Source organism: Rhizobium beringeri, from assembly GCF_004306515.1.
GTDB classification, from domain to species: Bacteria; Pseudomonadota; Alphaproteobacteria; order Rhizobiales; family Rhizobiaceae; genus Rhizobium; species Rhizobium beringeri.
This window is the reverse complement of the sequence record NZ_SILG01000002.1, coordinates 631,484-651,920: the sequence shown is the minus strand read 5'-3', so window position 1 is coordinate 651,920 and position 20,437 is coordinate 631,484. Positions and strand designations below refer to the sequence as shown.

General features: G+C 60.6%; 19 protein-coding genes. 13 read left to right on the top strand and 6 right to left on the bottom strand.

What is annotated here, in order from left to right:
- Window positions 1-17: 17 nt before the first annotated feature.
- On the bottom strand, window positions 18-707 hold the full coding sequence (locus tag ELH03_RS26680; protein ID WP_128402140.1) for a hydrolase: 690 nt from the start codon (window positions 705-707) through the stop codon (window positions 18-20).
- Between the two features lie 95 nt (window positions 708-802).
- A complete protein-coding gene (locus ELH03_RS26675) occupies window positions 803-1,735 on the bottom strand; it encodes a ring-cleaving dioxygenase (protein ID WP_128402139.1) in 933 nt (310 codons plus the stop codon).
- Between the two features lie 120 nt (window positions 1,736-1,855).
- On the opposite strand from ELH03_RS26675, the gene ELH03_RS26670 reads away from it, so the two are divergent.
- Together ELH03_RS26670 and ELH03_RS38540 are read left to right on the top strand one after the other, a co-directional pair.
- Window positions 1,856-2,755 (top strand): LysR family transcriptional regulator, encoded by a 900-nt coding sequence (locus ELH03_RS26670; RefSeq protein ID WP_128402138.1) that lies wholly within the window; start codon window positions 1,856-1,858, stop codon window positions 2,753-2,755.
- Between the two features lie 43 nt (window positions 2,756-2,798).
- A complete protein-coding gene (locus ELH03_RS38540; protein ID WP_261319706.1) occupies window positions 2,799-2,927 on the top strand; it encodes a hypothetical protein in 129 nt (42 codons plus the stop codon).
- Window positions 2,928-2,959: 32 nt separating this feature from the next.
- Here the strand turns inward: ELH03_RS38540 and ELH03_RS26665 are convergent, their stop codons facing one another.
- Together ELH03_RS26665 and ELH03_RS26660 are read right to left on the bottom strand one after the other, a co-directional pair.
- On the bottom strand, window positions 2,960-4,153 hold the full coding sequence (locus ELH03_RS26665) for an amidohydrolase family protein (protein WP_128409760.1): 1,194 nt from the start codon (window positions 4,151-4,153) through the stop codon (window positions 2,960-2,962).
- Between the two features lie 31 nt (window positions 4,154-4,184).
- Window positions 4,185-5,009, bottom strand: a complete 825-nt coding sequence (locus ELH03_RS26660; RefSeq protein WP_233943769.1) for a DeoR/GlpR family DNA-binding transcription regulator — start codon at window positions 5,007-5,009, stop codon at window positions 4,185-4,187.
- 238 nt (window positions 5,010-5,247) lie between these two features.
- Between ELH03_RS26660 and ELH03_RS26655 the strand changes: the two genes are divergently transcribed.
- Window positions 5,248-6,021 (top strand): SDR family NAD(P)-dependent oxidoreductase, encoded by a 774-nt coding sequence (locus tag ELH03_RS26655; RefSeq protein WP_128402135.1) that lies wholly within the window; start codon window positions 5,248-5,250, stop codon window positions 6,019-6,021.
- Window positions 6,022-6,074: 53 nt separating this feature from the next.
- The gene (locus ELH03_RS26650) at window positions 6,075-7,163 is read left to right on the top strand and encodes a questin oxidase family protein (RefSeq protein ID WP_128402134.1); all 1,089 of its coding nucleotides are present in this window, start codon (window positions 6,075-6,077) and stop codon (window positions 7,161-7,163) included.
- An 8-nt stretch (window positions 7,164-7,171) separates the two neighbouring features.
- Here the strand turns inward: ELH03_RS26650 and ELH03_RS26645 are convergent, their stop codons facing one another.
- The gene (locus tag ELH03_RS26645; RefSeq protein ID WP_128402133.1) at window positions 7,172-8,680 is read right to left on the bottom strand and encodes a flavin-containing monooxygenase; all 1,509 of its coding nucleotides are present in this window, start codon (window positions 8,678-8,680) and stop codon (window positions 7,172-7,174) included.
- 409 nt (window positions 8,681-9,089) lie between these two features.
- Here ELH03_RS26645 and ELH03_RS26640 point away from each other — a divergent pair, with 409 nt between their 5' ends.
- From ELH03_RS26640 to ELH03_RS26600, 9 genes are all read left to right on the top strand, one after another.
- Entirely contained in the window at window positions 9,090-10,385 is a 1,296-nt protein-coding gene (locus tag ELH03_RS26640; RefSeq protein WP_128402132.1) for an ABC transporter substrate-binding protein, read from the top strand.
- Between the two features lie 174 nt (window positions 10,386-10,559).
- Complete coding sequence (locus tag ELH03_RS26635; protein WP_128409785.1) at window positions 10,560-11,459, top strand: carbohydrate ABC transporter permease; 900 nt, start codon at window positions 10,560-10,562, stop codon at window positions 11,457-11,459.
- A gap of 5 nt (window positions 11,460-11,464) precedes the next feature.
- Complete coding sequence (locus ELH03_RS26630; RefSeq protein ID WP_128405047.1) at window positions 11,465-12,286, top strand: carbohydrate ABC transporter permease; 822 nt, start codon at window positions 11,465-11,467, stop codon at window positions 12,284-12,286.
- Between the two features lie 10 nt (window positions 12,287-12,296).
- Entirely contained in the window at window positions 12,297-13,442 is a 1,146-nt protein-coding gene (locus tag ELH03_RS26625) for an ABC transporter ATP-binding protein (protein ID WP_128409758.1), read from the top strand.
- Window positions 13,439-14,125, top strand: coding sequence for a cysteine hydrolase family protein (locus ELH03_RS26620; RefSeq protein WP_128405049.1), 687 nt, complete (start codon window positions 13,439-13,441; stop codon window positions 14,123-14,125). Before ELH03_RS26625 ends, ELH03_RS26620 begins: the two co-directional genes overlap by 4 nt.
- Complete coding sequence (locus tag ELH03_RS26615; RefSeq protein WP_128405050.1) at window positions 14,118-14,723, top strand: cysteine hydrolase family protein; 606 nt, start codon at window positions 14,118-14,120, stop codon at window positions 14,721-14,723. The genes ELH03_RS26620 and ELH03_RS26615 overlap by 8 nt, the downstream gene beginning before the upstream one ends.
- Window positions 14,724-14,733: 10 nt before the next feature.
- Window positions 14,734-16,566, top strand: a complete 1,833-nt coding sequence (gene atzF / locus ELH03_RS26610; RefSeq protein WP_128409757.1) for an allophanate hydrolase — start codon at window positions 14,734-14,736, stop codon at window positions 16,564-16,566.
- Window positions 16,567-16,686: 120 nt separating this feature from the next.
- Complete coding sequence (locus ELH03_RS26605) at window positions 16,687-17,487, top strand: BtpA/SgcQ family protein (RefSeq protein WP_128409756.1); 801 nt, start codon at window positions 16,687-16,689, stop codon at window positions 17,485-17,487.
- 15 nt (window positions 17,488-17,502) lie between these two features.
- The gene (locus ELH03_RS26600; protein WP_128405053.1) at window positions 17,503-19,002 is read left to right on the top strand and encodes an FGGY-family carbohydrate kinase; all 1,500 of its coding nucleotides are present in this window, start codon (window positions 17,503-17,505) and stop codon (window positions 19,000-19,002) included.
- A gap of 94 nt (window positions 19,003-19,096) precedes the next feature.
- Here the strand turns inward: ELH03_RS26600 and ELH03_RS26595 are convergent, their stop codons facing one another.
- The gene (locus ELH03_RS26595) at window positions 19,097-20,356 is read right to left on the bottom strand and encodes an amidohydrolase family protein (protein ID WP_128405054.1); all 1,260 of its coding nucleotides are present in this window, start codon (window positions 20,354-20,356) and stop codon (window positions 19,097-19,099) included.
- Between the last annotated feature and the right edge of the window lie 81 nt (window positions 20,357-20,437).

Sequence of the window (20,437 nt, the reverse complement as noted above, 5' to 3'; positions counted from 1 at the left end):
CCGGAGTGATTGACAGTTTACTTGGCAGGGTTCGGGCCGATCCGCTTGCCGTGCTTGACGCGTTCGGCACCACCGTGGACATGCGTAACAGCATAATCGATGCCCATGCCGTAAGCGCCGGAATGCTCCTTCACCAGCGACGTGACCGCGTCGTAGGTTTCCTTGCGGGCCCAGTCGCGCTGCCATTCCAGCAGGACCTGCTGCCAGGTGACCGGAACGACGCCGGCCTGCACCATGCGGTCCATCGCATATTTGTGCGCATCGACGGACGTGCCGCCGGAAGCATCCGCAACCATATAGATTTCGTAGTCGGTATCGTTCATGCAGGAGAGCGCGAAGGTCGTGTTGCAAACCTCCGTCCAGAGGCCAGCGACGACAATCTTCTTGCGGCCATCGGCAGCGTGCTTGGCAAGCGCGTCGCGGACGTTCTGGTCGTCCCAGGAATTCATCGACGTCCGCTCAAGGATATCATTGTCCGGGACGACAGCGAGCAGTTCCGGGAAAGTGTTGCCCGAGAAGCTGTCGGTCTCGACGGTGGTGACAGTGGTCGGGATGTTAAAGATCCTCGCCGCCTTGGCAAGACCGACGACGTTGTTCTTCAAGACCTGGCGGTCGATCGATTGGACGCCGAAGGCCATCTGCGGCTGCTGGTCGATGAAGATGATCTGACTGTTCTGCGGGGTGAGAACCTGAAGCTTGCTGGACATCTCGTGTCTTCCTTTGACTAGGTTGAAGATAGGTAATGGGGCAGGGAAGGCGGCACGTCTTGAAAGTTATGCCGCCTTATTGTTGGAAAGCGACGTCAGGCGGCGAGCGGTGTCAGCCCGGCCTCGATCTGGTCACGATAAGGCTCGTAGCGAGCCGGCAGCTTCAAAACCTCGCCGAGGTGTGCCGTATCTTCATCGCGGTCGAAACCGGGTTCGTTCGTGGCGATTTCGAACAGCACGCCGCCGGGTGTCCGGAAGTAGATGGCCCAGAAGTAATCACGGTCGATGACAGGTGTTACCTGGTAACCCGTGTCCATCAGGGCCTTGCGGACTTCGAGCTGCTTTGCACGGTTCTCGACGGCGAAAGCGATGTGATGCACCGAACCTGCGCCCTGCCTTGCGAAAGGCGTTTTCGGAAGGACCTCGAGGTCGATAGTGTCCGCACCATTGCCGCCGGGGATGATGAAGCGGGTAACGTCACCATCCGTTTCGGCGCGCTGGTAGCCCATGAAACCGAGCAGTTCGGACGTGGCAGCGGCGTCATGCAGGCGGAACTTAGCACCGGTGAAGCCGCGGATGCCAACGCTTGCATCGATGCCGGCGCCATTCCAGGCCTTGCGGCCATCGTTTTCCGTTTCGATAAGGGCAAACCCTTCGCCATCCGGCCCGTTGAACAGGAGGCGGGCAGCGCCGAAGGCCGTGTCGGTATGCAGGTTGCCGGCTCCCTTTGCCGACAGGCGATCCTGCCAGAAGGAGAGTGAGCCCTTAGGCACTGCGAACTGTGTTTCGCTGACTTCGCCAACGCCTGGGCGGCCGCGCATCACGTCGGGAAAAGGGAAGTAGGTCATGACGGAGCCCGGGGTGCCGGCCTGATCACCGTAATAGAGGTGGTAGACGTTGGGGTCGTCGAAATTCACGGTCTTCTTGACGCGGCGCAAGCCGAGCGTGTCTGTGAAGAATGCGTTGTTCTGACGGGCATCCAATGCCATCGACGTGATGTGATGCAGTCCCTTGATATCCTTGATCATAATGCTCGCCCTTCCGCGGCTGCGTTGGTTTGTCTGGTGTGATTGAAAACCTACGCCCGTTGATCATCGGTCAGAATTGCAATAATAATTGTCAGTGAATTGCCTCAGGTGAAATAATCAATGAACGACTACAAGCTTCTTCGAACCTTTCTGCTGGCCGCCGAAAAACGGAACTTCGCGCAGGTCGCACGCGAGCTCGACATGACCCCCGCAGCCGTCACGCGGGCGATCGCGGCCCTGGAAGAAGACCTGGGTGTGCAACTCTTCGTGCGGACCACGCGCCAGGTGTCGCTGACGACCGACGGCGCGATCTTCGCCGCCCAGATACAGCCGGCGGTGCAGGCGTTGGACAACGCGCGCAAGGACGTGATGAATACCCACAAGGCGGATCATGGCCGCCTGCGGATCAGCGCGCCGACCTGGTTCGGCCAGCAGGTCCTGCCGCCCATCCTCTCGGCATTCAAGGAACGCTACCCGAAGATCAGCTTCGAGATCTCGCTTGCGGATGGACTCGTTGATATCATCGATGACGACTATGATCTGGCAATCCGCATTTCCGCGGCACCCTCGGACAAGTTCACGATCTGGCGCAAGATCAGCGTCGTGCGCCGTATCCTCGTCGCAGCGCCGGGCAGCCGGTTTTCCGACATGAAGCATCCGAACGAACTCATTCCCGACGATTGCCTGGCCTATAGCGGTGACAGCAAGCGGGAGACCTGGACGCTGTCGGACGGCAGCGGCAGCGCCACGATTTCTGCGGGCCGGGCATTCAGCGCCAATAGCGGAGAGGTGCTGGCGAGGATGGCGGCCGACGGCGTCGGGATCGCCATGCTGCCCAAGTTCCATGTGGCCGAGCATCTCAGGACCGGACGGCTCGTCCACGTCCTGCGGGACTGGGCGCCGCCGGACTTGTGGTTGACCCTGTACTACCCCCCGTATCAGGTGCTGCCGCCCCGTATCGCCTCGTTCTCGAAGTTCTTTGAACAGCAGGTCCCGGCGTTCATGGCCGTAATGGAGTGAGTTGCGGTCGCGATGCCAAGGTGACAAGCCGGGGAAGCTTTCGATGAAGGACGGCCTCAGCCAGCAGGAAGAGCTGCGAGCTGATGGCATTTGGGACGCCGGTCCACTTGAGGTGGAATTGCCAGTGCTGGCCGACAAGATTGCCGGGGCTTCAGATGAGCCCCGACCCTGATGGCTGAAGCCAATTTTTAGGCGTATCTGTACTTAATGGAGGTTTCCATCCTGAGCGACAAGCCGACCGCCTCTATAGACGGAGCGCGATCTTGGGACTGAGACGACAGCCTCGGCTACATGCTCCGCTTCAAGCACAATGAAATCGGCCTTTGCGCCGATTTTCAGACCGTATCCCTCCAGTCGCAAGGCCTTGGCACCGGAGGCGGTGACCACATCGAATGCCGCATTCAGTTCTTCATCGGTATAGAAGCCCGAACGGTAGCCGATCATCATCGCCCGGCCGAGCATGTCGCCATCGCCATAGGGCCACCAGGAATCGCGAATGTTGTCGCTTCCCGAGAAAACCGTGACACCTGCCGCGCGCAGCAAGGCAACCGGGGGAAACGATTGTGCGCCGGGCGCATTGGTCATGATCGACACACCGCTGCGCGCCAGTTCATCGGCTGCGCGTTTCGTAACGTCGGGAGCGACGTCGCCGAGAGCGTAGGCATGGCTGATGGCCACGCGGCCCTCCAGGCCCAGCGTACGGGTTCGGGCACAGATCTGCTCGATCGTGAAGACGCCGAGCAAACCGGCATCGTGCAGATGGATATCGACATCGACGCCGCGCCGCGCCGCCACGCCGAACACTACGGCAAGGTGGCCTTCGATATCACGGTCGAAGCTTCCCGGGTCCAGACCTCCGACCAGATCGGCGCCAAACTCGATCGCCTTGTCGAGGAGATCGGATGTTCCCGGGCTTGTCAGAATGCCGCTCTGGGGAAAGGCGACAAGCTGGAGATCGATGAGGCTACGATATTCCTCGCGGACCGTCAGGATCGTTTCGAGCGAACTGAGACCCACGGAGGCATCGACCATGACGTGACTGCGCATCGCGGTCGTGCCGTTGGCGATGCAAAGCTCCAGCTGCTTGCGGGCGCGCACGTCCATCGGCTCGGCGATCGCCATGTTCTCATGCTGGAACGCGACACGTTCTCGCACGTCGAAACCGTTGGTGCAGGGCCTGTGGGGAATCCACTTGCCGCCGTAGAAGCTGGTATCGAGATGGATATGTCCCTCGACCAAGCCCGGCAGGACCAGCCGACCACCGAGATCGACCACCGTTTCGCCGGCCTGGACCGGCACCGTGCCGGCCGCCGATATCGCTTCTATCCGGCCATCGCGGACCTTGATATCGACCGGACCGGCCTCGGCAAGCCTTCCATTGGAAAAAAGTGTCGCCACGTGGCATCCTCACTCTCTTGGCATCAGCGCGTCATGCGGCCACGATGATCCGGACACCGCGCTCGCCCAATGCGGCGGCGAGATCGGCGGGGGGCGGCGCATCGGTGACAAGGATGTTCACCTTTTCAAGCGGGACGATCCGCGACAGGGCCCGGCGTCCGAATTTGGATGAATCACACAGCACGATCACGCTGCCTGCATTCGCGATAAAGGCGCGTTTGACTTCGGTATCTTCGGGCGAATAGTCGTAGAAGCCGCTTGGATCCAGACCGGAAACGCCGATGAAGACTTTGTCGAGAAAATGGCTCTTGAGTGCTTCAACCGCCTGCGGCCCAATCACCGAATATTCTGGCCAGCGTACCTGCCCACCCAGAATGTAGACGTTGCTTTTTCCGTCCGCCATCAGCATGCTGACGCGCAGATTGTTGGTAAAAACGCGCAGATCCCTCCGGGACGCCAAGGCCCCCGCGAGCGCCAGGATGGATGTGCCGACATCGAGGCCGACGGATTCGCCCGAGGCGACCAGCTTCGCCGCCGCCTCGGCGATCGAGGATTTCTGCACCGCTTGCCGGCGCATGCGCTGCTCGAACGGTGGCTCGTCCTCGTCGAAGGCGAGCGTCGCCAGCGGACCTGCGGCGACCGCACCGCCATGCGTGCGTTCGAGCAGTCCGCGTTTTCCCAAAAGATCGAGATCGCGGCGTACCGTCATACCGGAAACGCCAAGCTCGTCGGCAAGGCTCGTGATCGACACGAAGCCGTTCTTTTCGAATGAAGCAATGATATGCGTCTGCCGCAGCACCGCCGGAACCCGGTCGGTCCGGCCTTCGCTTGGACCGGTATTCGGCTCAAGATCCATCTCGGTGTCTGCGGGTTGGCCTTTTTCCATGCTTGCTTCCGTAAACGGGTTGCCAAAGAGCGCCTGGCCGTTCTCGCGTCGTTCCTGACGGTTGCTGCCAGGGTCGCGATTTATCGGCTGTTTGTGCGTAACACAGGCATACGCGTGAATAAAGGTTGTTTTTTGTTATATAATGTTCAAAGATGCGAAAAATCGTTAAACAGCGCTCGTTTCCCAGCTTGCGAGATCAAGGGGCTTCATGTCGGAATTCGTAGGAAAATCAGTCGTGGTCACCGGCGGTGCATCAGGCATCGGCGCGGCAATTACCAGAACGTTTCACGCAGAAGGCGCGCGGGTCACGATTCTCGATCTCGATGGTCACCGCGCCGCTGCTCTTGCCGATGAGCTGGGCGAAAGTGCTTTTTTCGGCAGCATCGACGTGCGCGATCGCGCCTCCGTGCAGGCGGCGATGGACGCCGTGATCGCCGAGCGGGGCGGCATCGACATCCTTTGCGCCAATGCCGGCGTTTCGACCATGCAGGCCTCGGTTGATCTGACGGACGAGGACTGGGACTTCAACATGGACGTCAACGCCAAGGGTGTTTTTCTCTGCAACCAGATTGTCGTTCGCCATTTTCTAGCGACGGGAAACAAGGGCGTCATCGTCAATACCGCTTCGCTCGCGGGCAAGGTCGGCGCGCCGCTGCTGGCACATTATTCCGCCAGCAAGTTTGCAGTTCTGGGCTGGACGCAGGCGCTTGCACGCGAACTCGCTCCCTCCGGCATCCGCATCAATGCCGTCTGCCCGGGCTTCGTACGCACAGCCATGCAGGAGCGTGAAATCATTTGGGAAGGCAAGCTTCGCAACATGACGCCAGACGAGGTGCGTCAGGAATATGTGACGCTGACGCCAATGGGGCGAATCGAGGAGCCGGAAGACGTGGCTGTGGTCGTTCGGTTCCTGGCCTCCGACGGCGCCCGCTTCATGACCGGACAGGGCATCAACGTGACCGGCGGCGTTCGCATGGACTGATGAAATTGCGCCGCACGGACTACGCGATAGCGCGGGGGGAATGGATGAAAACGATGGAACGAAACCCTCAGATCACTGTCGACACACAGCCTGATTCACCAAGCGCCATCTACCGTCATCCGAGGGCCAGTGCGCGATTGCGGCCGCTGATCGCAGACGTCGGCCAGCGCAGCGGCGAATTTCCGGATTATCTTGCCAATCACCTGCCTATGGTGCTGGAGGCCATGGGCAGGCTCGGCGCAGCGCCGGAGCGGCTGGAAGCCTATGCCCGTCACTATACACTCGCCCATGCAGTGCCCTTTCCGCCACCGGCTGTTTCATCGCTCACCGATGCGACCTGGCGCTCGGCGCTTGGCCAGCGCGATCGGGAAACCGATCTGCGCGACTATTTCGCCGACGTCGTTTCAAGGATTGGTGGCAACGAAGCCATCCGTCTTCATCTGCCCACGCTTTTCCCCGGCGTGGCGGCCTCCGCCACCCATGGCCTTATGCGTCTTGCCTACGCCGTCCTGCGCCGTGACGAAACGGAGATCGGCATCGCGCTCGGTTACTGGGCCGCGACCTATCTCGCCTTTCCGCCGCCACTCGCCGGCTCGCTAACCGTAGACGACCCGGCCGAACTGATCCTCTCGATGCAATCGGAACCGAGTTTCCGCAATATCGCCGTTTCCTCGACGCTTTTGTGGAGATGGATCGAAGCTGTGGGCCATATACCCGCTTTTCAGCAGCGCCTCGGGCGGCTTGCGCCAACGGACGATCTTCTGATCCGGATGCGCCAGGCCTCTCTGGCGCTTTACGCGGGTACGATGAGTTTCGAGGCGCTTCACGCTCTAACCGGCAGCCATTGGCTGCGCCTTGTCAGCCCCCATCTCGATAAACCGCAAATCCTCGCAGTTCATTTCTGGGAAGTCGTGCTGTCGCTTTACACCAAGATCGGCATGCCGGATCTGCCGAGTGCCGAGATGCTCGACGCCTGGCGCAAGCTGCAAGTCCCGCCTGACGAGGCGATCGCCGCAGCCGCCGTCGCCTCCGACGACGAGCACGATCACTCGCTCGTCTTTTCGGCACTCGAGGAATACCGCCACACCGGCGATCCTCTCTATCGTGTCGTCGCAGCGCGCCGGGTCGGACTCATCGAATGATATCTGGGTTAGCCTGACTTGCCAGGCGCCGATGGCGGCTCGAAATGGATTTTGTCGTAGGCGTCGAGCGACCGGTAAAACAGATCCGCATCCTGCAGGAACAGCCCGCGACACAGACCGGCAACAAGCCGTGGGATCCCTGATTTCAGCCCGGTAATGCCGTTGCAGACCGGCCCGAGGCTTGGAACGGCCGCGCTGTTGAAGATGTGGATATCGCGCAGCAACGGCCATTGCCCGGGCGTCTTCTCCTGAAATTCGAAGGCAGAGCCGAGATAGGGATAGGCCAGAAGATCACCATCGACCTCGCCTTCCGGCGGTGTGAAACGGTCGCTCCATGTGGCCACGGCATCGACGATGCTGCGAAGTTCCGGCCGGCGCCGGAGATCGACGCTATATCCGGTGCCGAGCAACAGATGGTCGAAGGCGAAATCGCCGACAGCGGTTGCCACGGCGATACGCTCATCCTGCATCCCCAGCGCTTCGATCCGGGCACCCATGACGAGCCGGCATGCCGGGAAACGCATTGCCCGCTCGAACATCTCAGTGGTCGGCGGCGTTCTGAAGGCGAACATCCGGCGCGCGAACCGGTATCGACTGAGGTCATCCAGATCGGCGAAGTGATTGAGAAAACCGGCAAAATTCGACCAGTCGAGCACTTCGGTGCGCGGCAGGCTGCGCGAGCGCGCCAGTACGGTCACCGATGCTGCGCCGGCCTCGAGCGCTGCCACCGCCCAGTCGAAACTCGACGCCGCCGCCCCGATGACGCCTACTGCCCTGCCGGACAGAAAATCCAGACCGACGACCTCTCCGCTGTGTGTCCAGCGTTCGCGCGGCAGGGCGCCGGAGATAGCGGCTGGTACATTAAGACCGCCAGCACCATCCATGCCGGTCGCCAGAACGACCTTGCGACAGGCGATCACGCGCTCGACACCGGCTTCTTCGACACGCAAAGCAAGATGATTGTCGCGCGCCTCGATTCCGGTGAGGCGCACGCCGTTTTCGACCGCCATGCCGACAACACCCCGAAACCAGACGAGATAGGCCATCCAGTCACCGCGCTCGATCTTGTCGAGCGTTTCCCAGCTCTGCACACCATACCTTGCTTCGTGCCATGCGCGGTAGGTCAGCGACGGCACGCCAAGGTCGGGACCCGTCAGATTCTTGGGGGACCGCAACGTGCGCATCCGCGCCGTGTTAAGCCAGGGTCCTTCCCGCCCTGTGGGCGCCGAATCGATCACCTTTACGCGCGTCACGCCTTGGCGCATCAACCCGAAGGCCAGCGACAGTCCGGACAGTCCGGCGCCGACGATGACCACATCGTTGATCACACGGCCATCTTCATCGCGCCGCTCGGGAATCCAATCCCGCAAGGGCGTTTCGATAACCGCCAGTTCCAGCCGGACACGCTTTTCAAGCAACGTAAGGGCGTCGTCATCCGCAATTCGTGGGGCGACCCCCGCAAGTGCGCTGCGCGCATCAGTTGCTGATGTCTCCGGAATGCCCGTTGCGCTCTGCATATTCATGCTCCCCGTCGACCTTGAGGCGAGAATAGTGACTGCGGGAAAGTTGTAAAGTGTGTGATTATGTTATTTTTCTCTCTCACTTCCGCATTTGTAGCTGGGAATTAACAACGGAATCCATCAGCGCCGCTCCTTGGAATGGAGATCTTCGCTCCTTGCAAAAAGGTGTACATTTCTTAGGCATAGAATTTTTCTCCAGATTTCGTAGGGTTTCGGGGCGAAGCTTTAAAAATGCCGCTATAAAATGCAGATCATGCCGAATCTTTAATCAGTCCGCAGAACTATTCATCATCAATGTTCAGTTTCGTTATATTTGCGCGTTTAATGTGAAATTTTGTTTGACAGCCGCTCAAGCTCAGATAGCTTCGCTTCAGATCTTCAATCTCGTAGGAAAGGCTGGCAGCACATGACCATGATCTCCGAATTCCCGATGCCCCGGACGACCCGCCTGCTCAGCATCGCTCTTATGACGCTGATGACATCGACAGCTTTTGCGCATGCCAAGCCGCTGGATGGCGTCACTCTTACGCTTGCCTCGCAGAACGATCCGTTTGCTGGCGTCCTGACCAAGCTCGCTGCGCAATTCAAGGAAGACACCGGCGCCGAGCTGAAGGTCGAAGTCATGGATTACGGCACGTTGCTGACCAAGACGACCGCCGATTTCGTCGGGGACACCAAGGGCTACGATCTCGTGACCATGGACATCGTCTGGGCCGGCGCCTATGCGGAAAACGGCTATTCCGTCGATTTGACCGATTGGGTCAAGCGCGATGCAGCGGAACTCGACCTCGACGACATCTATCCGGTTATCCTTGAATCGCTTGGCCAGTACAACGGCCACTATGTTGCGTTCCCCTTCGCCGCCTACGCCAATGTTCTTGCCTATCGCAAGGACCTGTTCGAGGCAGCCGGCCTCGCAGTGCCCAAGACCGTGGAAGAGTTGGTGTCGGACGCCAAAAAGCTGACCGACCCGTCCAAGAAGCAATACGGCTTCGTGGCCAACGGCCAGAAGGGTCCGGCGGTCGCGCAGGACTGGATGCAGTACAACAACCAGATGGGTGGCTCCATTCTTGGAAAGGACGGCCTGCCGGCGCTCAACTCGCCCGAAAACGTCGAGAGCCTTGCCGTCTACAAGCAATTGTTCGTCGAGACCGCTCCTCCCGGCGCAATCGAATATGATTGGGGCGGGCGCGAGGAAAGTTTCCGGCAGGGTGCTGCAGCCATGATGCAGACGTGGTCGGTCGGCGCTCCCGGCTATTCCGATCCGGCGTCGTCCAACGTCGTCGGCAAGGTCGGCATTGCCGTCGCGCCGGTCGCCAACGGCGTTTCGCCGCAATACGGCGTGGGCGGCTGGGGCATGGCGATCAATGCCGATATCGATGCGAAGCAGAAGGAAGCCGCCTGGACCTTCATCAAATGGCTCACCAGCAAGAAGATCCACAAGGAATTCAATCTGGAAGGCGCCGGTTCGTTCATGCGCAAGAGCCAGATGACCGATCCGGACCTGACAGCAAAATTCGACTTCCTGCCTGTCGTCGCCAAGACCTATGAAAACGGCAATGGCGACTATCGTCCGCGCATCCCTGAATATCCGGAAATCCAGGACATCCTCGGCGCCGCCGTCAACTCCGTTTTGGCAGGCGCTGCCGAGCCGAAGGCAGCCCTGGACGAGGCTCAGGCGGAAGCCAAGAAACTTTTCTAGACTTTCCTGCTTCGATCCAGCGAAGATCAGCCTCCCCGCCGAAAGGCGGGGAGAAGGTAAACGAACGGGTATCGCGTTCAAAACGTCAGGAATGAAACCGACATGAGCCAGCCATTCCTCGCCACGGGCGAAGCCGCCGGCGGACAGCGGCGATACGGCATGAGTCTCTTCCCGATAAGCCGCAGTTTTTCCGATCGCCGCCGTTTCTTCCTCTTCTTCATGGCGGCGCCGGCTGTCCTTTATGTGCTGGCCGTGGGCATCTGGCCGCTGGCTCAGGGCGTCTGGTACAGTTTCTTCAATTACAATCTGCTGCGTCCGGCCCGCACCAAATTCGTCGGCCTTGGAAACTATGTCGAAATCTTTTCGGACCGTTCCGCTCGCCAGGCGATCGCCAATACCTTTCAATTCACCATCGCCAGCGTCAGCCTGCAGCTGATCTTCGGATTCGGACTGGCGCTGCTTTTGTGGCGTGACAGTCGCTTCAACCGCATCGCGCTGGCTTTTCTGCTCGTTCCCGCCACCATCACGCCGCTGGTCGTCGGCCTCATCTTCAAGGCCCTTCTCGGCGCGGACTACGGGCTGGTCGGCTATTTTCTAGCCGACGCCGGCATCGGTCCGCGAACCGGCTTCCTCACCGATGCGGGAACGGCACTCTGGGTGCTGATCCTCATCGATTGCTGGGAATGGACCCCGCTCATGGCGCTGATCCTGCTTGCCGGGCTCAAATCCCTGCCAAACGACGTTCTGGAGGCAGGCCGCACCGACGGGGCCACGGCCTTGCAGCGCTTCACTCTCCTCATCCTGCCGCTGATGCTGCCTTCCATCTTCCTCGCGCTCATGCTGCGCATGATGGACGCGTTCCGTGTGTTCGATTCCGTCTTCGTCACGACCGGCGGCGGCCCCAACGATGCGACCAACACGCTGATGGTGCTGGCGGTGAAGGAGGGGCTTCAGTTCTTCAACGTCGGCTACGCTTCGGCGATCGGCAACATCACCATGCTGTTCATCGCCGTCATGGCAGCCGTGCTTCTGCTCGTCGTGCGCGGTGCTGATGTCCGGATCAACGGGAAGTAATGCCGATGTCGAAGGTCTCCACACGTCAGATCGTGTTCGAGCGGACAGCCGTGCTGGTCATCACGGTGTTGTTCCTGCTGCCCGTCCTCTGGCTGATCACCACGGCCTACAAGCCGTCCAATCAGATCTTCTCCATTCCCCCGAAGCTCGGCTTCCAACCCACGTTAGACCAGTTTCGCGGGATGCTGTCTTATTTCGATGTCGTATCGCTGTTGCGATCCTCCATCGTGATCAGCCTCGGCACCACCGTTCTTTCACTGCTCCTTGGCGTTCCCGCCGGTTATTCCCTTGCCCGCTCGCGTTCCCGCTACGCCAATTTCTTCGCCTATTTCTTCCTCGCCATCCGCATGGTTCCGGCCATCGCGGCGCTGATCCCCTTCTATCTGATGATGCGCGATATCGGCTTGCTCGGAAGTTGGTGGGCCGTGATCATCATCAACACCATGCTCAACTGTGCCTTTGTTACCTGGATGATGTTTTCCTATTTCCGCGCCCTGCCGCGAGATATGGAAGAAGCGGCACTTACGGATGGCTGCACCCAGATCGGCGCGTTTCTCAAGGTCGCGGTGCCGGCGGTTCGCTCCGGGATCATCGCCTGCGTGCTGTTTTGCGTGATGTTTTCCTGGAACGATTTTCTCTACCCGATGTTCCTGACGACACTCGATTCCAAGCCGATCTCCGTGGCCCTGCTGACCGCTTACGGCACCAAGGATGTCACCTGGGGCTCGCTCGGTGCCTTGGCGCATTTCTCCACAATTCCAATTGTCCTGATGGCGCTGTTCCTGAACCGCTACTTCGTTCAGGGCGCGACCAACGGCGTACAATAGGAGCCAATCGATGGCCCAGATTTCCTTTGAGGATGTTTGCAAAACCTATGAGGGCGGTCATTCCGCGCTGCATGGACTGAACCTCGATATCGTCGATGGCGAATTCATGGTTCTCGTCGGGCCGTCCGGCTGTGGAAAGTCCACGGCGCTGCGCATGATTGCCGGCCTTGAAGACATCACCGGCGGCACACTGCGCATCAACGGACAGGTCGCCAACGATCTGGCGCCGCGCGACCGCGACATAGCCATGGTGTTCCAGTCCTATGCACTCTATCCGCATCTGACGGTTGCCGACAACATCGCCTTCGGTCTCAGGGTCCGCAACGTCAAGCGCGAGATCATCGAGAAGAAAGTGCGCGAGACAGCGGCCCTGCTCGAACTCACCGACTATCTGGATCGCAAGCCCGCCCGGTTGTCTGGCGGCCAGCGGCAGCGCGTTGCCATGGGCCGTGCTCTGGTCCGCTCCCCCCATGCTTTTCTCATGGACGAACCGCTCTCCAATCTCGACGCCCGCCTTCGCGGCCAGATGCGCGCAGAGATTGCCAAGCTGCAGCGCATGAGCGCTGTGACGACCGTCTATGTCACCCACGATCAGGTCGAGGCGATGACGATGGGCCACCGGGTCGCCGTGATGAACAAGGGCACCCTCCAGCAACTCGACACGCCGCGCCGTCTCTATGACAGGCCGGTCAATCTGTTCGTTGCCAGCTTCATCGGTTCGCCGCCGATCAATTTCCTGGAAGGGACCATTGCGGCAAAAGACGGAAAGCCTGTGGTCCAACTGGGCGCTTTCACCCTGTCGCTCGGTGCCATAGGCGAGCGCGCCGAAATCGTGCCCGGACGCAAGGTAATCGTCGGCATCCGCCCCGAAGCACTCAAGCGGTCGGGCGATACCGGCGGGGTTGGCACGATTTCGGCGCGCACCGCCTTTGTCGAGGACCTGGGCGCAACGCTTCTGGTTCATCTTGATGTTCAGGGTGCCACCATGATCCATTCCACCGTGATTGAAGAGGAAAAGGATCTGATGTCCGTCCGTCCGCGCCTGCGTTCGATGATCGACAGCGGTCATCCAGTCACGACGGGCGATATGCTGACCTTCGCGGTCGATCCTTTGGCCATCCACATCTTCGACGCGGAAAGGGGCATGGCGCTATGAGCGAACACCCCGCATCAGGCTTCTGGCCACGTGGTGGCACGTCCGTCAAAAGCGCGATGGCGATTATTCTCATCGACATGCAGATCGATTTCTGCGCGCCCGGCGGCTGGATCGATCAGCTCGGCGAAGACGTTTCCAACACCCGCGCCGTCATTCCGCCAATTGGCCAGGCACTTGCCGCTGCAAGGACCGCCGGCATCGCCGTTATCCACACACGCGAGGGGCATTTGCCTGATCTGTCCGATCTCCCCGCCAACAAACAATGGCGCACCCGCGTCCATGGGCTGGGGATCGGCGACATGGGCGCCACGGGCCGGATCCTCGTCCGTGGCGAACCAGGGTGGCAGATTATCCCGGAACTCGCTCCCGAAGCTGAAGAATTGGTCATCGACAAGCCCGGCAAATCCGCCTTCCATCAAACGGATCTGGAAGCGGAACTACGCAACCTCGGCATCTCCCGTCTGGTCATCACCGGCGTCACCTCGGACTGCTGCGTCCAGTCAACCATGCGCGACGGTTTCGAGCGCGGCTTCGAATGCGTCCTGCTTGAGGACTGCACGGCCGCCGTCGAAACGCCGAACCATCTGGCGACGCTGGAGATTCTGAAAGCCTTTGGCGGCCGCTGGGGAGGTGTCTCTTGCCTTGCCGCCTTCCAAACCATGCTGGAGCACGCCGATGTCTGACCGCGGCATCAGAACACTCCGCCAGATCCATGCGGAACCGTATTCCTTTCCATTCGACGGGCATTGGTCATCGGCTGATACCGCCCTGTTGCTGCTTGGTTTTCAGAAGGGGACGATTTCCGCGCTCTCTGCCATGCCGGCATTTACGACGGCACTGGACCTGTTGGCGGTCGCCCGTGACTGCGGCCTGCTCGTCGTGGCAGCGCGCCGCGTCGCCCGACGGGACGGTGACGATGTCGTGCCTGCCGAAGGCTCCGGCGGCTGGGACTTTCCGCCACAGCTCATTCTCCCAGACACAGCACTGGTGGTCGATCATTCCGGCGACAATGCCTTCTACAGGACGCCCCTTGAAACCGAGCTGAAGGCTCGTGGCATCCGCAATCTTCTGATCGCCGGATTGCCGACGGAAGGGCTGGTTCACGCCACGCAACGCACCGCCAACGATATGGGTTTCGAGTGCCTTGCCGTTGCCGACGCCTGCCAAGGCACGAGTGAGACGCGCCATGTCGCGCAATTGCGCATCACCACATTCGGCAATGGCCTGTTCGGCACCGTTGCTGCCGCCGCCGCCGTAAAAGCGGCCCTTACAAAAATCTGAGGAACCTGCGATGTCCAAGCAAGACTGGTCTGCCGCAACCGGCAGTCTCGATCTCGACACACTGACCAAGGCCTATGCCACCGGCGCCCTGACGCCAACCATGGTCATTTCCGCCATCTACGACCGTATCGCTTCGCGTGGCGACGACCACGTCTGGATCCATCTCGTATCGCGGCACGATGCACTCGCAGCGGCGGCAGCCCTTGAAGCCAAGGGGCATGAAGACCATCCGCTCTGGGGCATCCCCTTCTCCGTCAAGGATTGCAACGACATCGTCGGCCTGCCCACCACCAATGCGCTGAAGGAAAGCGCCTATATCGCCACCTCCAGCGGTCAGGCGATCACGCGGCTGTTCGATGCCGGCGCCATCCTGATCGGCAAGACAAATATGGACCAGTTCGGCATCGGCCTCGTCGGCATGCGCACACCCTACGGCGCCTGCTCCTCGGTTTTCGACGAGCGCTATATCTCAGGGGGGTCGAGCTCCGGGTCTGCGGTATCAGTCGCAGCCGGCCTCTCGTCCTTTTCCATTGCCAACGATGCAGCCGGTTCTGGTCGCGTGCCGGCAAGCTTCAACAATATAGTCGGCATAAAGCCCACTCCGGGCCTCATCAGCAATGCTTGCGTTTCGGGTGGCGGATGCGTGAAAACCATCGAGACTCTTGCGGTTTTCGCACTGACCGTCGAAGACGGCATGAAGGTGACAGACGTGATCGGCGGCTACGATCCGACGTACCCGTTCTCCAAACCGGAGGCCGATTCCGTCCCGCTGACGCCAGCGACCCCGCCGCCACGCTTCCGCTTCGGCATCCCCAAGGGCGAAGCTCTGGGTTTCTTCGGTGATACAGAGGCCGAGCGCCTGTTCGCAGAGGCCGTGGCCCGGATGCGGGATTTGGGCGGAGACGTTGTCGAGATCGATTTCGCCCCTTTCGAGGAAACGCAGCGCATCCTCTACGAGGGCCCGTGGATTTCGGAGCGTGCCCTCAGCCTTGATGCCGTTCTGGAAAAACACCGCGACGCCATTCATCCCGTGACACGCCAGATCCTCTCCAATTCGGGTAAGTTCACAGCCCTCGATACGTTTGCAGCCATCCACCGCATCGCCGAACTCAAGCGCGACACGCGGTCCGTCTGGGAGGATATCGCCGTCCTGATGGTGCCGACCGCGCCGACCATCTACACAAAGGATGAAATCGCCGCCGACCCGATCTCGCTGAATGCTAAGCTCGGTATCTACACGAACTTCGTCAACCTGATGGGCCTTTGCGGCATTGCCGTGCCCAACGGTTTCCGCAACGACGGATTGCCGCTTGGCGTGACGTTTCTGGCGCCTGGCTTTCAGGAAGCCAAGGCGGCGGGGATCGCCGCTGCCTTCCACCGTTCGACCGGTCTCTCGCTCGCCATGTTCGACAATCCCTATCCCGAAGCGGCAGCCCTGCTGCTTGAAGGAGATTACCGTGAGATCGCCGTTGTCGGCGCCCATCTTTCGGGCATGCCGCTCAATCACGAACTGACGACACGCGGCGGCATCTTCCGCCGCGCGGCAAAGACAACCGACGCCTACCGGCTCTACGCACTGAACGGCACTGTTCCGCCCAAGCCCGGCCTTATCCGCGCAGCAGATGGCGGCGCCGGAATCGCGGTCGAAGTCTGGGCCTTGCCGGCCGCCGGCTTTGGCGATTTCATCGCCCGCATTCCAGCACCGCTGGGTGTCGGAAAGCTGGCACTCGAGGACGGCTCGGAGGTCACCGGCTTCCTCTGCGAAAGCACGGCCATCGACGGCCAACCCGACATCACAGCCTATGGCGGCTGGCGGGCCTACCGCCAAAGCGTCGCGGCCTAGAAATGATCGACGAATATCCAGCACATCACCTGACAAACTCGAACACTGGAAACACGCATATGCCTGACCCCGGTTCACCTCGATCCGGACATCGGCATGCCTGCAAGGAAGGAAAATACAATGGTCTTTGATTGCTTCGGCGACCGCAAGAAGGTCGTGATCTCCATGGCGCATATCGGTGCGCTTCCCGGCTCGCCGCTCTATAATGCGGACGGCGGCGTTCAAAAACTGATCGACGACGTCCTGACGGATGTCGAGAAGCTGCAGGACGGCGGTGTCGATGCCATCATGTTCGGGAACGAAAACGACCGGCCCTACGTCTTCAAGGGCTCGCCGGAAAGCATTGCGGCGATGACCGCCATCGTTCAGGCGATCAAACCCGCCATCAAGGTTCCTTTCGGCGTCAACTATCTCTGGGATCCATTGGCAAGCGTGGCCATCGGCGCCGTGACCGGCGCCAGTTTCGTACGGGAAATCTTCACCGGCCTGTTTGCATCCGACATGGGCCTCTGGCAGCCGGATTGCGCCAGTGCCTCGCGTCTGCGCGCTGCCCTTCGTCGCGACGACATGAAATTGCTGTTCAACATCAATGCCGAATTCGCCTATTCGCTCGACCAGCGGCCCATCGCGCTGCGGGCCAAGAGCGCGGTGTTCTCGTCACTGGCGGACGCGATTCTGGTGTCCGGTCCGATCACCGGCCAGCCGGCCGAAGCGTCCGATCTGCGCTCGGTGTGCGAGGCCGTGACGGAAGTGCCCGTCTTTGCAAACACCGGCGTCAATCTCGACAATGTGCGCGATGTCCTGTCCATCGCGCAAGGCGTGGTGATCGGCACGCATTTCAAGATCGACGGCAATACGTGGAACGCCGTTGACGGCAGCCGTGTCAAGCGGTTCATGGATTTGGTCGAAACGCTGCGCTAGATTGGAGATTGGCGAATGACCATGGTCCTTGGCCTCGATATCGGAACGACCTCGACCATCGGTATCCTGCTGAGGCTGCCTGACGAAATCCTTGTCACCGCATCTCGATCCGTTTCCCTTCGATCGCCGGATATCGGCTGGGCGGAGGAGGATCCGGCAGACTGGTGGGCAAACGTGTGCTCGATCATTCCGGAGCTTCTGGAAAAGAGCGGGGCGAAGGCAAGCGACATCCGGGCGATCGGCACGACAGGCATGCTGCCGGCCGTGGTTCTGCTCGACGAAAACGGGACTGTCATCCGACCGAGCATCCAGCAGAGCGACGGCCGTTGCGGCGCGGAAGTCGCCGACCTCAAGGCCGAATATGACGAAGCGGCATTCCTGGCAAAGGCCGGAAACGGCATAAACCAGCAACTCGTCACTGCCAAGTTGCGCTGGATCGAACGGCACGAACCGGACAACTTCAAGCGCATCGCCACTGTCCTCGGCTCCTATGACTATATCAACTACCGGCTAACGGGCGCGCTTGCCGTGGAGCAGAACTGGGCGCTCGAAGCGGGTTTCGTCGATGTCACGCGGCACGAGATCGATGACGGCCTCGTCGCACTCGCGCATATACCGCGCTCAGTCATTCCGCCGAAGCGGGTGTCGCATGCAATCACGGGTCATATCGATGAAAAGGGCGCGCGCGAAACCGGACTTGCCATCGGCACGCCGGTCGTTGCCGGAGCAGCTGATATGATCGCTTCGGCGCTTGGCGCTGGCGTCGTCGATGCGGGCGATGTGCTTCTCAAATTCGGAGGCGCCGTCGATATCCTGACGGCGACGGATGTCGTGCGTCCCGACGCTCGCCTCTTCCTCGACTATCATCTGGTGCCGGGACTTTTCATGCCAAATGGATGCATGTCGACCGGCGGCTCGGCGCTGAACTGGTTCATCGAAACCTTCGCCGGCGGAGAAAAGGAAGCCGCTAAGGCCGCCGGGCTGACGATCCACCAGCACCTGGACGGGATGGCGGATAAAAAAAGTGCCGGCGCCGACGGATTGACGATCCTGCCCTATCTTCTCGGCGAAAAAACGCCCATTCACGATCCCGCCGCACGCGGCGTGGTTGAAGGTCTGACCTTGTCGCATGATCTCGGCCATATCTGGCGGGCCTTGCTCGAATCCTATGCCTATGCCATCCGCCATCATATCGAGGTCCTCATCGACATGGGCCACAGGCCGACGCGCTATTTCGTCTCGGACGGCGGCGCGCAAAGCCGGATCTGGATGCAAATCGTCGCCGATGTTCTCGAAGCCCCGGTCCAACGCCTGTCCGGTCATCCGGGCTCCTGCATAGGCGCAGCCTGGACCGCCGCGATCGGCGCAGGGCTGACAGATGATTGGCGCGGCATCACACGTTTCGTCACCTTCGCCGAACAATTGCAACCAAACTGGGAAAACGGCGTCCACTATGGAAAGGCCTATCGCCGCTACCGCGATCTCTACGGGCAGCTTTCTCCCCTTTGGCAATGACAATCAGGGTGCTTCGCGTGTCGAAGGGATATTTGGTGACGCTTCACCGTCGCGCGGAGAGCCATCTATGCGGAACGCTAGACGCCGAAAGCCGCTATTCCAGCCGATCATCGAGATTTTGGTGTTGTTGCCCGAAGAGCAATCGAGATGCCGGCCGCAAAAACGTCTGCCGACCATTTTTCCAGCCGGTCACTGCGGGGGAAAGCCTGGCTACGGCATCAGCGCCGGATACCGCATCGAACAGAACGAGCGTGGCGGGACCGCCGACGTCAAGCGCATATTGCTCCAGGCCCAGGAGCCGGGCGGCATTGATCGTGATCATGTCAAAGACCGCTTCGAGGGCCTCGGCGGTCCCGATCTGCGCGACATTGGCATAAAGATTGGCCATGCGGATGAGACTGACATCGCCGAAGGGGGTGAACGGATTGAGGACATTGTTGGTCGAGATCGTCGTGAGGACGCCGAGTTCCGCCAGCCGGTGTGCCGGCGTAATGCCGCGCGGAACAAGATGCGTTGCCGCCCGCCCCGTCAGAAACAGATCCGTTGCCGGCAGCACGGTTACCGCAATGCCGGCTTGCGTCAGACTGCGGCCGACGGCCTCGAATGCCTCCGGCGGCAGGGCAGACAGCTTCGTCACATGACCGACCGATACGCGCCCCTGGTAGCCACGCGCCAGAGTTTCGGCGATCACCAGGGGAAGATTGGATCCGGCCGGATCGAGATCAAAGTCCAGATGGAAATCGACCGGCACGCCGTAACGCTCGCCAAGATCGAAGATCCTGCGGATATGGTCGTCCGGGTTCGGATCGGTGTAGGGGCATCCGCCGACGAGATCCGCGCCGGACGCCAATGCCGTGTCCAGCATTTCCTCCGTACCCGGATCATTGGTCAGCCCTTCCTGGGCGAAGGCACAGATTTCGATGTCGATGGCGGCGGCGTAATCGGCACGCAGCCGCTTGATGGCGTCAAAAGACCGGAACCCGGCGCGCCCGTCGACCTCCACGAATGTGCGCAGCCGGTTCGTGCCGTTGAGGATCGCCTGCTCGACGATCCCGGCAGCGCGCGCGTAAACATCCTCCTCGGTGAAGGCAGCCTTTGCCTTCGACGTCTCGCTGACGGCTTCACCCAGCGTTCCCGTGCAGAGCACGCATCGACCGATAATCCCAGCCTTGTCGAGATGGATATGCGTTTCGATCAAGCCCCCGCTGATCAACCGGCCGCGGGCATCGTACTCCGGCGCATCGCAAACGAAGTGGGGCGCCATCGCAGCAATCCGGCCATTGGCGAACGCGATATCCGTAAAGCCATCCAACCCCGGCAGAAATGCATTGCGGATCACGAGATCGATGGCCATGCTTGTCTCCTGGGCGTGTATTGGTGACACGTTGAAACCGGTTTTGCCCAAAAGACAAGCCTTGGAAGAAAGAACGCATGA

Bases quoted from the DNA above. Each gene is read 5' to 3' on its own strand.
- atzF (WP_128409757.1), top strand. From the start codon at position 14,734: ATGTCCAAGCAAGACTGGTCTGCCGCAACCGGCAGTCTCGATCTCGAC.
- ELH03_RS26670 (WP_128402138.1), top strand. From the start codon at position 1,856: ATGAACGACTACAAGCTTCTTCGAACCTTTCTGCTGGCCGCCGAAAAA.
- ELH03_RS26645 (WP_128402133.1), bottom strand. From the start codon at position 8,680: ATGCAGAGCGCAACGGGCATTCCGGAGACATCAGCAACTGATGCGCGC.
- ELH03_RS26625 (WP_128409758.1), top strand. From the start codon at position 12,297: ATGGCCCAGATTTCCTTTGAGGATGTTTGCAAAACCTATGAGGGCGGT.
- ELH03_RS26680 (WP_128402140.1), bottom strand. From the start codon at position 707: ATGTCCAGCAAGCTTCAGGTTCTCACCCCGCAGAACAGTCAGATCATC.
- ELH03_RS26630 (WP_128405047.1), top strand. From the start codon at position 11,465: ATGTCGAAGGTCTCCACACGTCAGATCGTGTTCGAGCGGACAGCCGTG.
- ELH03_RS26640 (WP_128402132.1), top strand. From the start codon at position 9,090: ATGACCATGATCTCCGAATTCCCGATGCCCCGGACGACCCGCCTGCTC.
- ELH03_RS26660 (WP_233943769.1), bottom strand. From the start codon at position 5,009: ATGGATCTTGAGCCGAATACCGGTCCAAGCGAAGGCCGGACCGACCGG.
- ELH03_RS26675 (WP_128402139.1), bottom strand. From the start codon at position 1,735: ATGATCAAGGATATCAAGGGACTGCATCACATCACGTCGATGGCATTG.
- ELH03_RS26620 (WP_128405049.1), top strand. From the start codon at position 13,439: ATGAGCGAACACCCCGCATCAGGCTTCTGGCCACGTGGTGGCACGTCC.
- ELH03_RS26595 (WP_128405054.1), bottom strand. From the start codon at position 20,356: ATGGCCATCGATCTCGTGATCCGCAATGCATTTCTGCCGGGGTTGGAT.
- ELH03_RS26615 (WP_128405050.1), top strand. From the start codon at position 14,118: ATGTCTGACCGCGGCATCAGAACACTCCGCCAGATCCATGCGGAACCG.
- ELH03_RS26650 (WP_128402134.1), top strand. From the start codon at position 6,075: ATGGAACGAAACCCTCAGATCACTGTCGACACACAGCCTGATTCACCA.
- ELH03_RS26600 (WP_128405053.1), top strand. From the start codon at position 17,503: ATGACCATGGTCCTTGGCCTCGATATCGGAACGACCTCGACCATCGGT.
- ELH03_RS26655 (WP_128402135.1), top strand. From the start codon at position 5,248: ATGTCGGAATTCGTAGGAAAATCAGTCGTGGTCACCGGCGGTGCATCA.
- ELH03_RS38540 (WP_261319706.1), top strand. From the start codon at position 2,799: ATGAAGGACGGCCTCAGCCAGCAGGAAGAGCTGCGAGCTGATGGCATT.
- ELH03_RS26605 (WP_128409756.1), top strand. From the start codon at position 16,687: ATGGTCTTTGATTGCTTCGGCGACCGCAAGAAGGTCGTGATCTCCATG.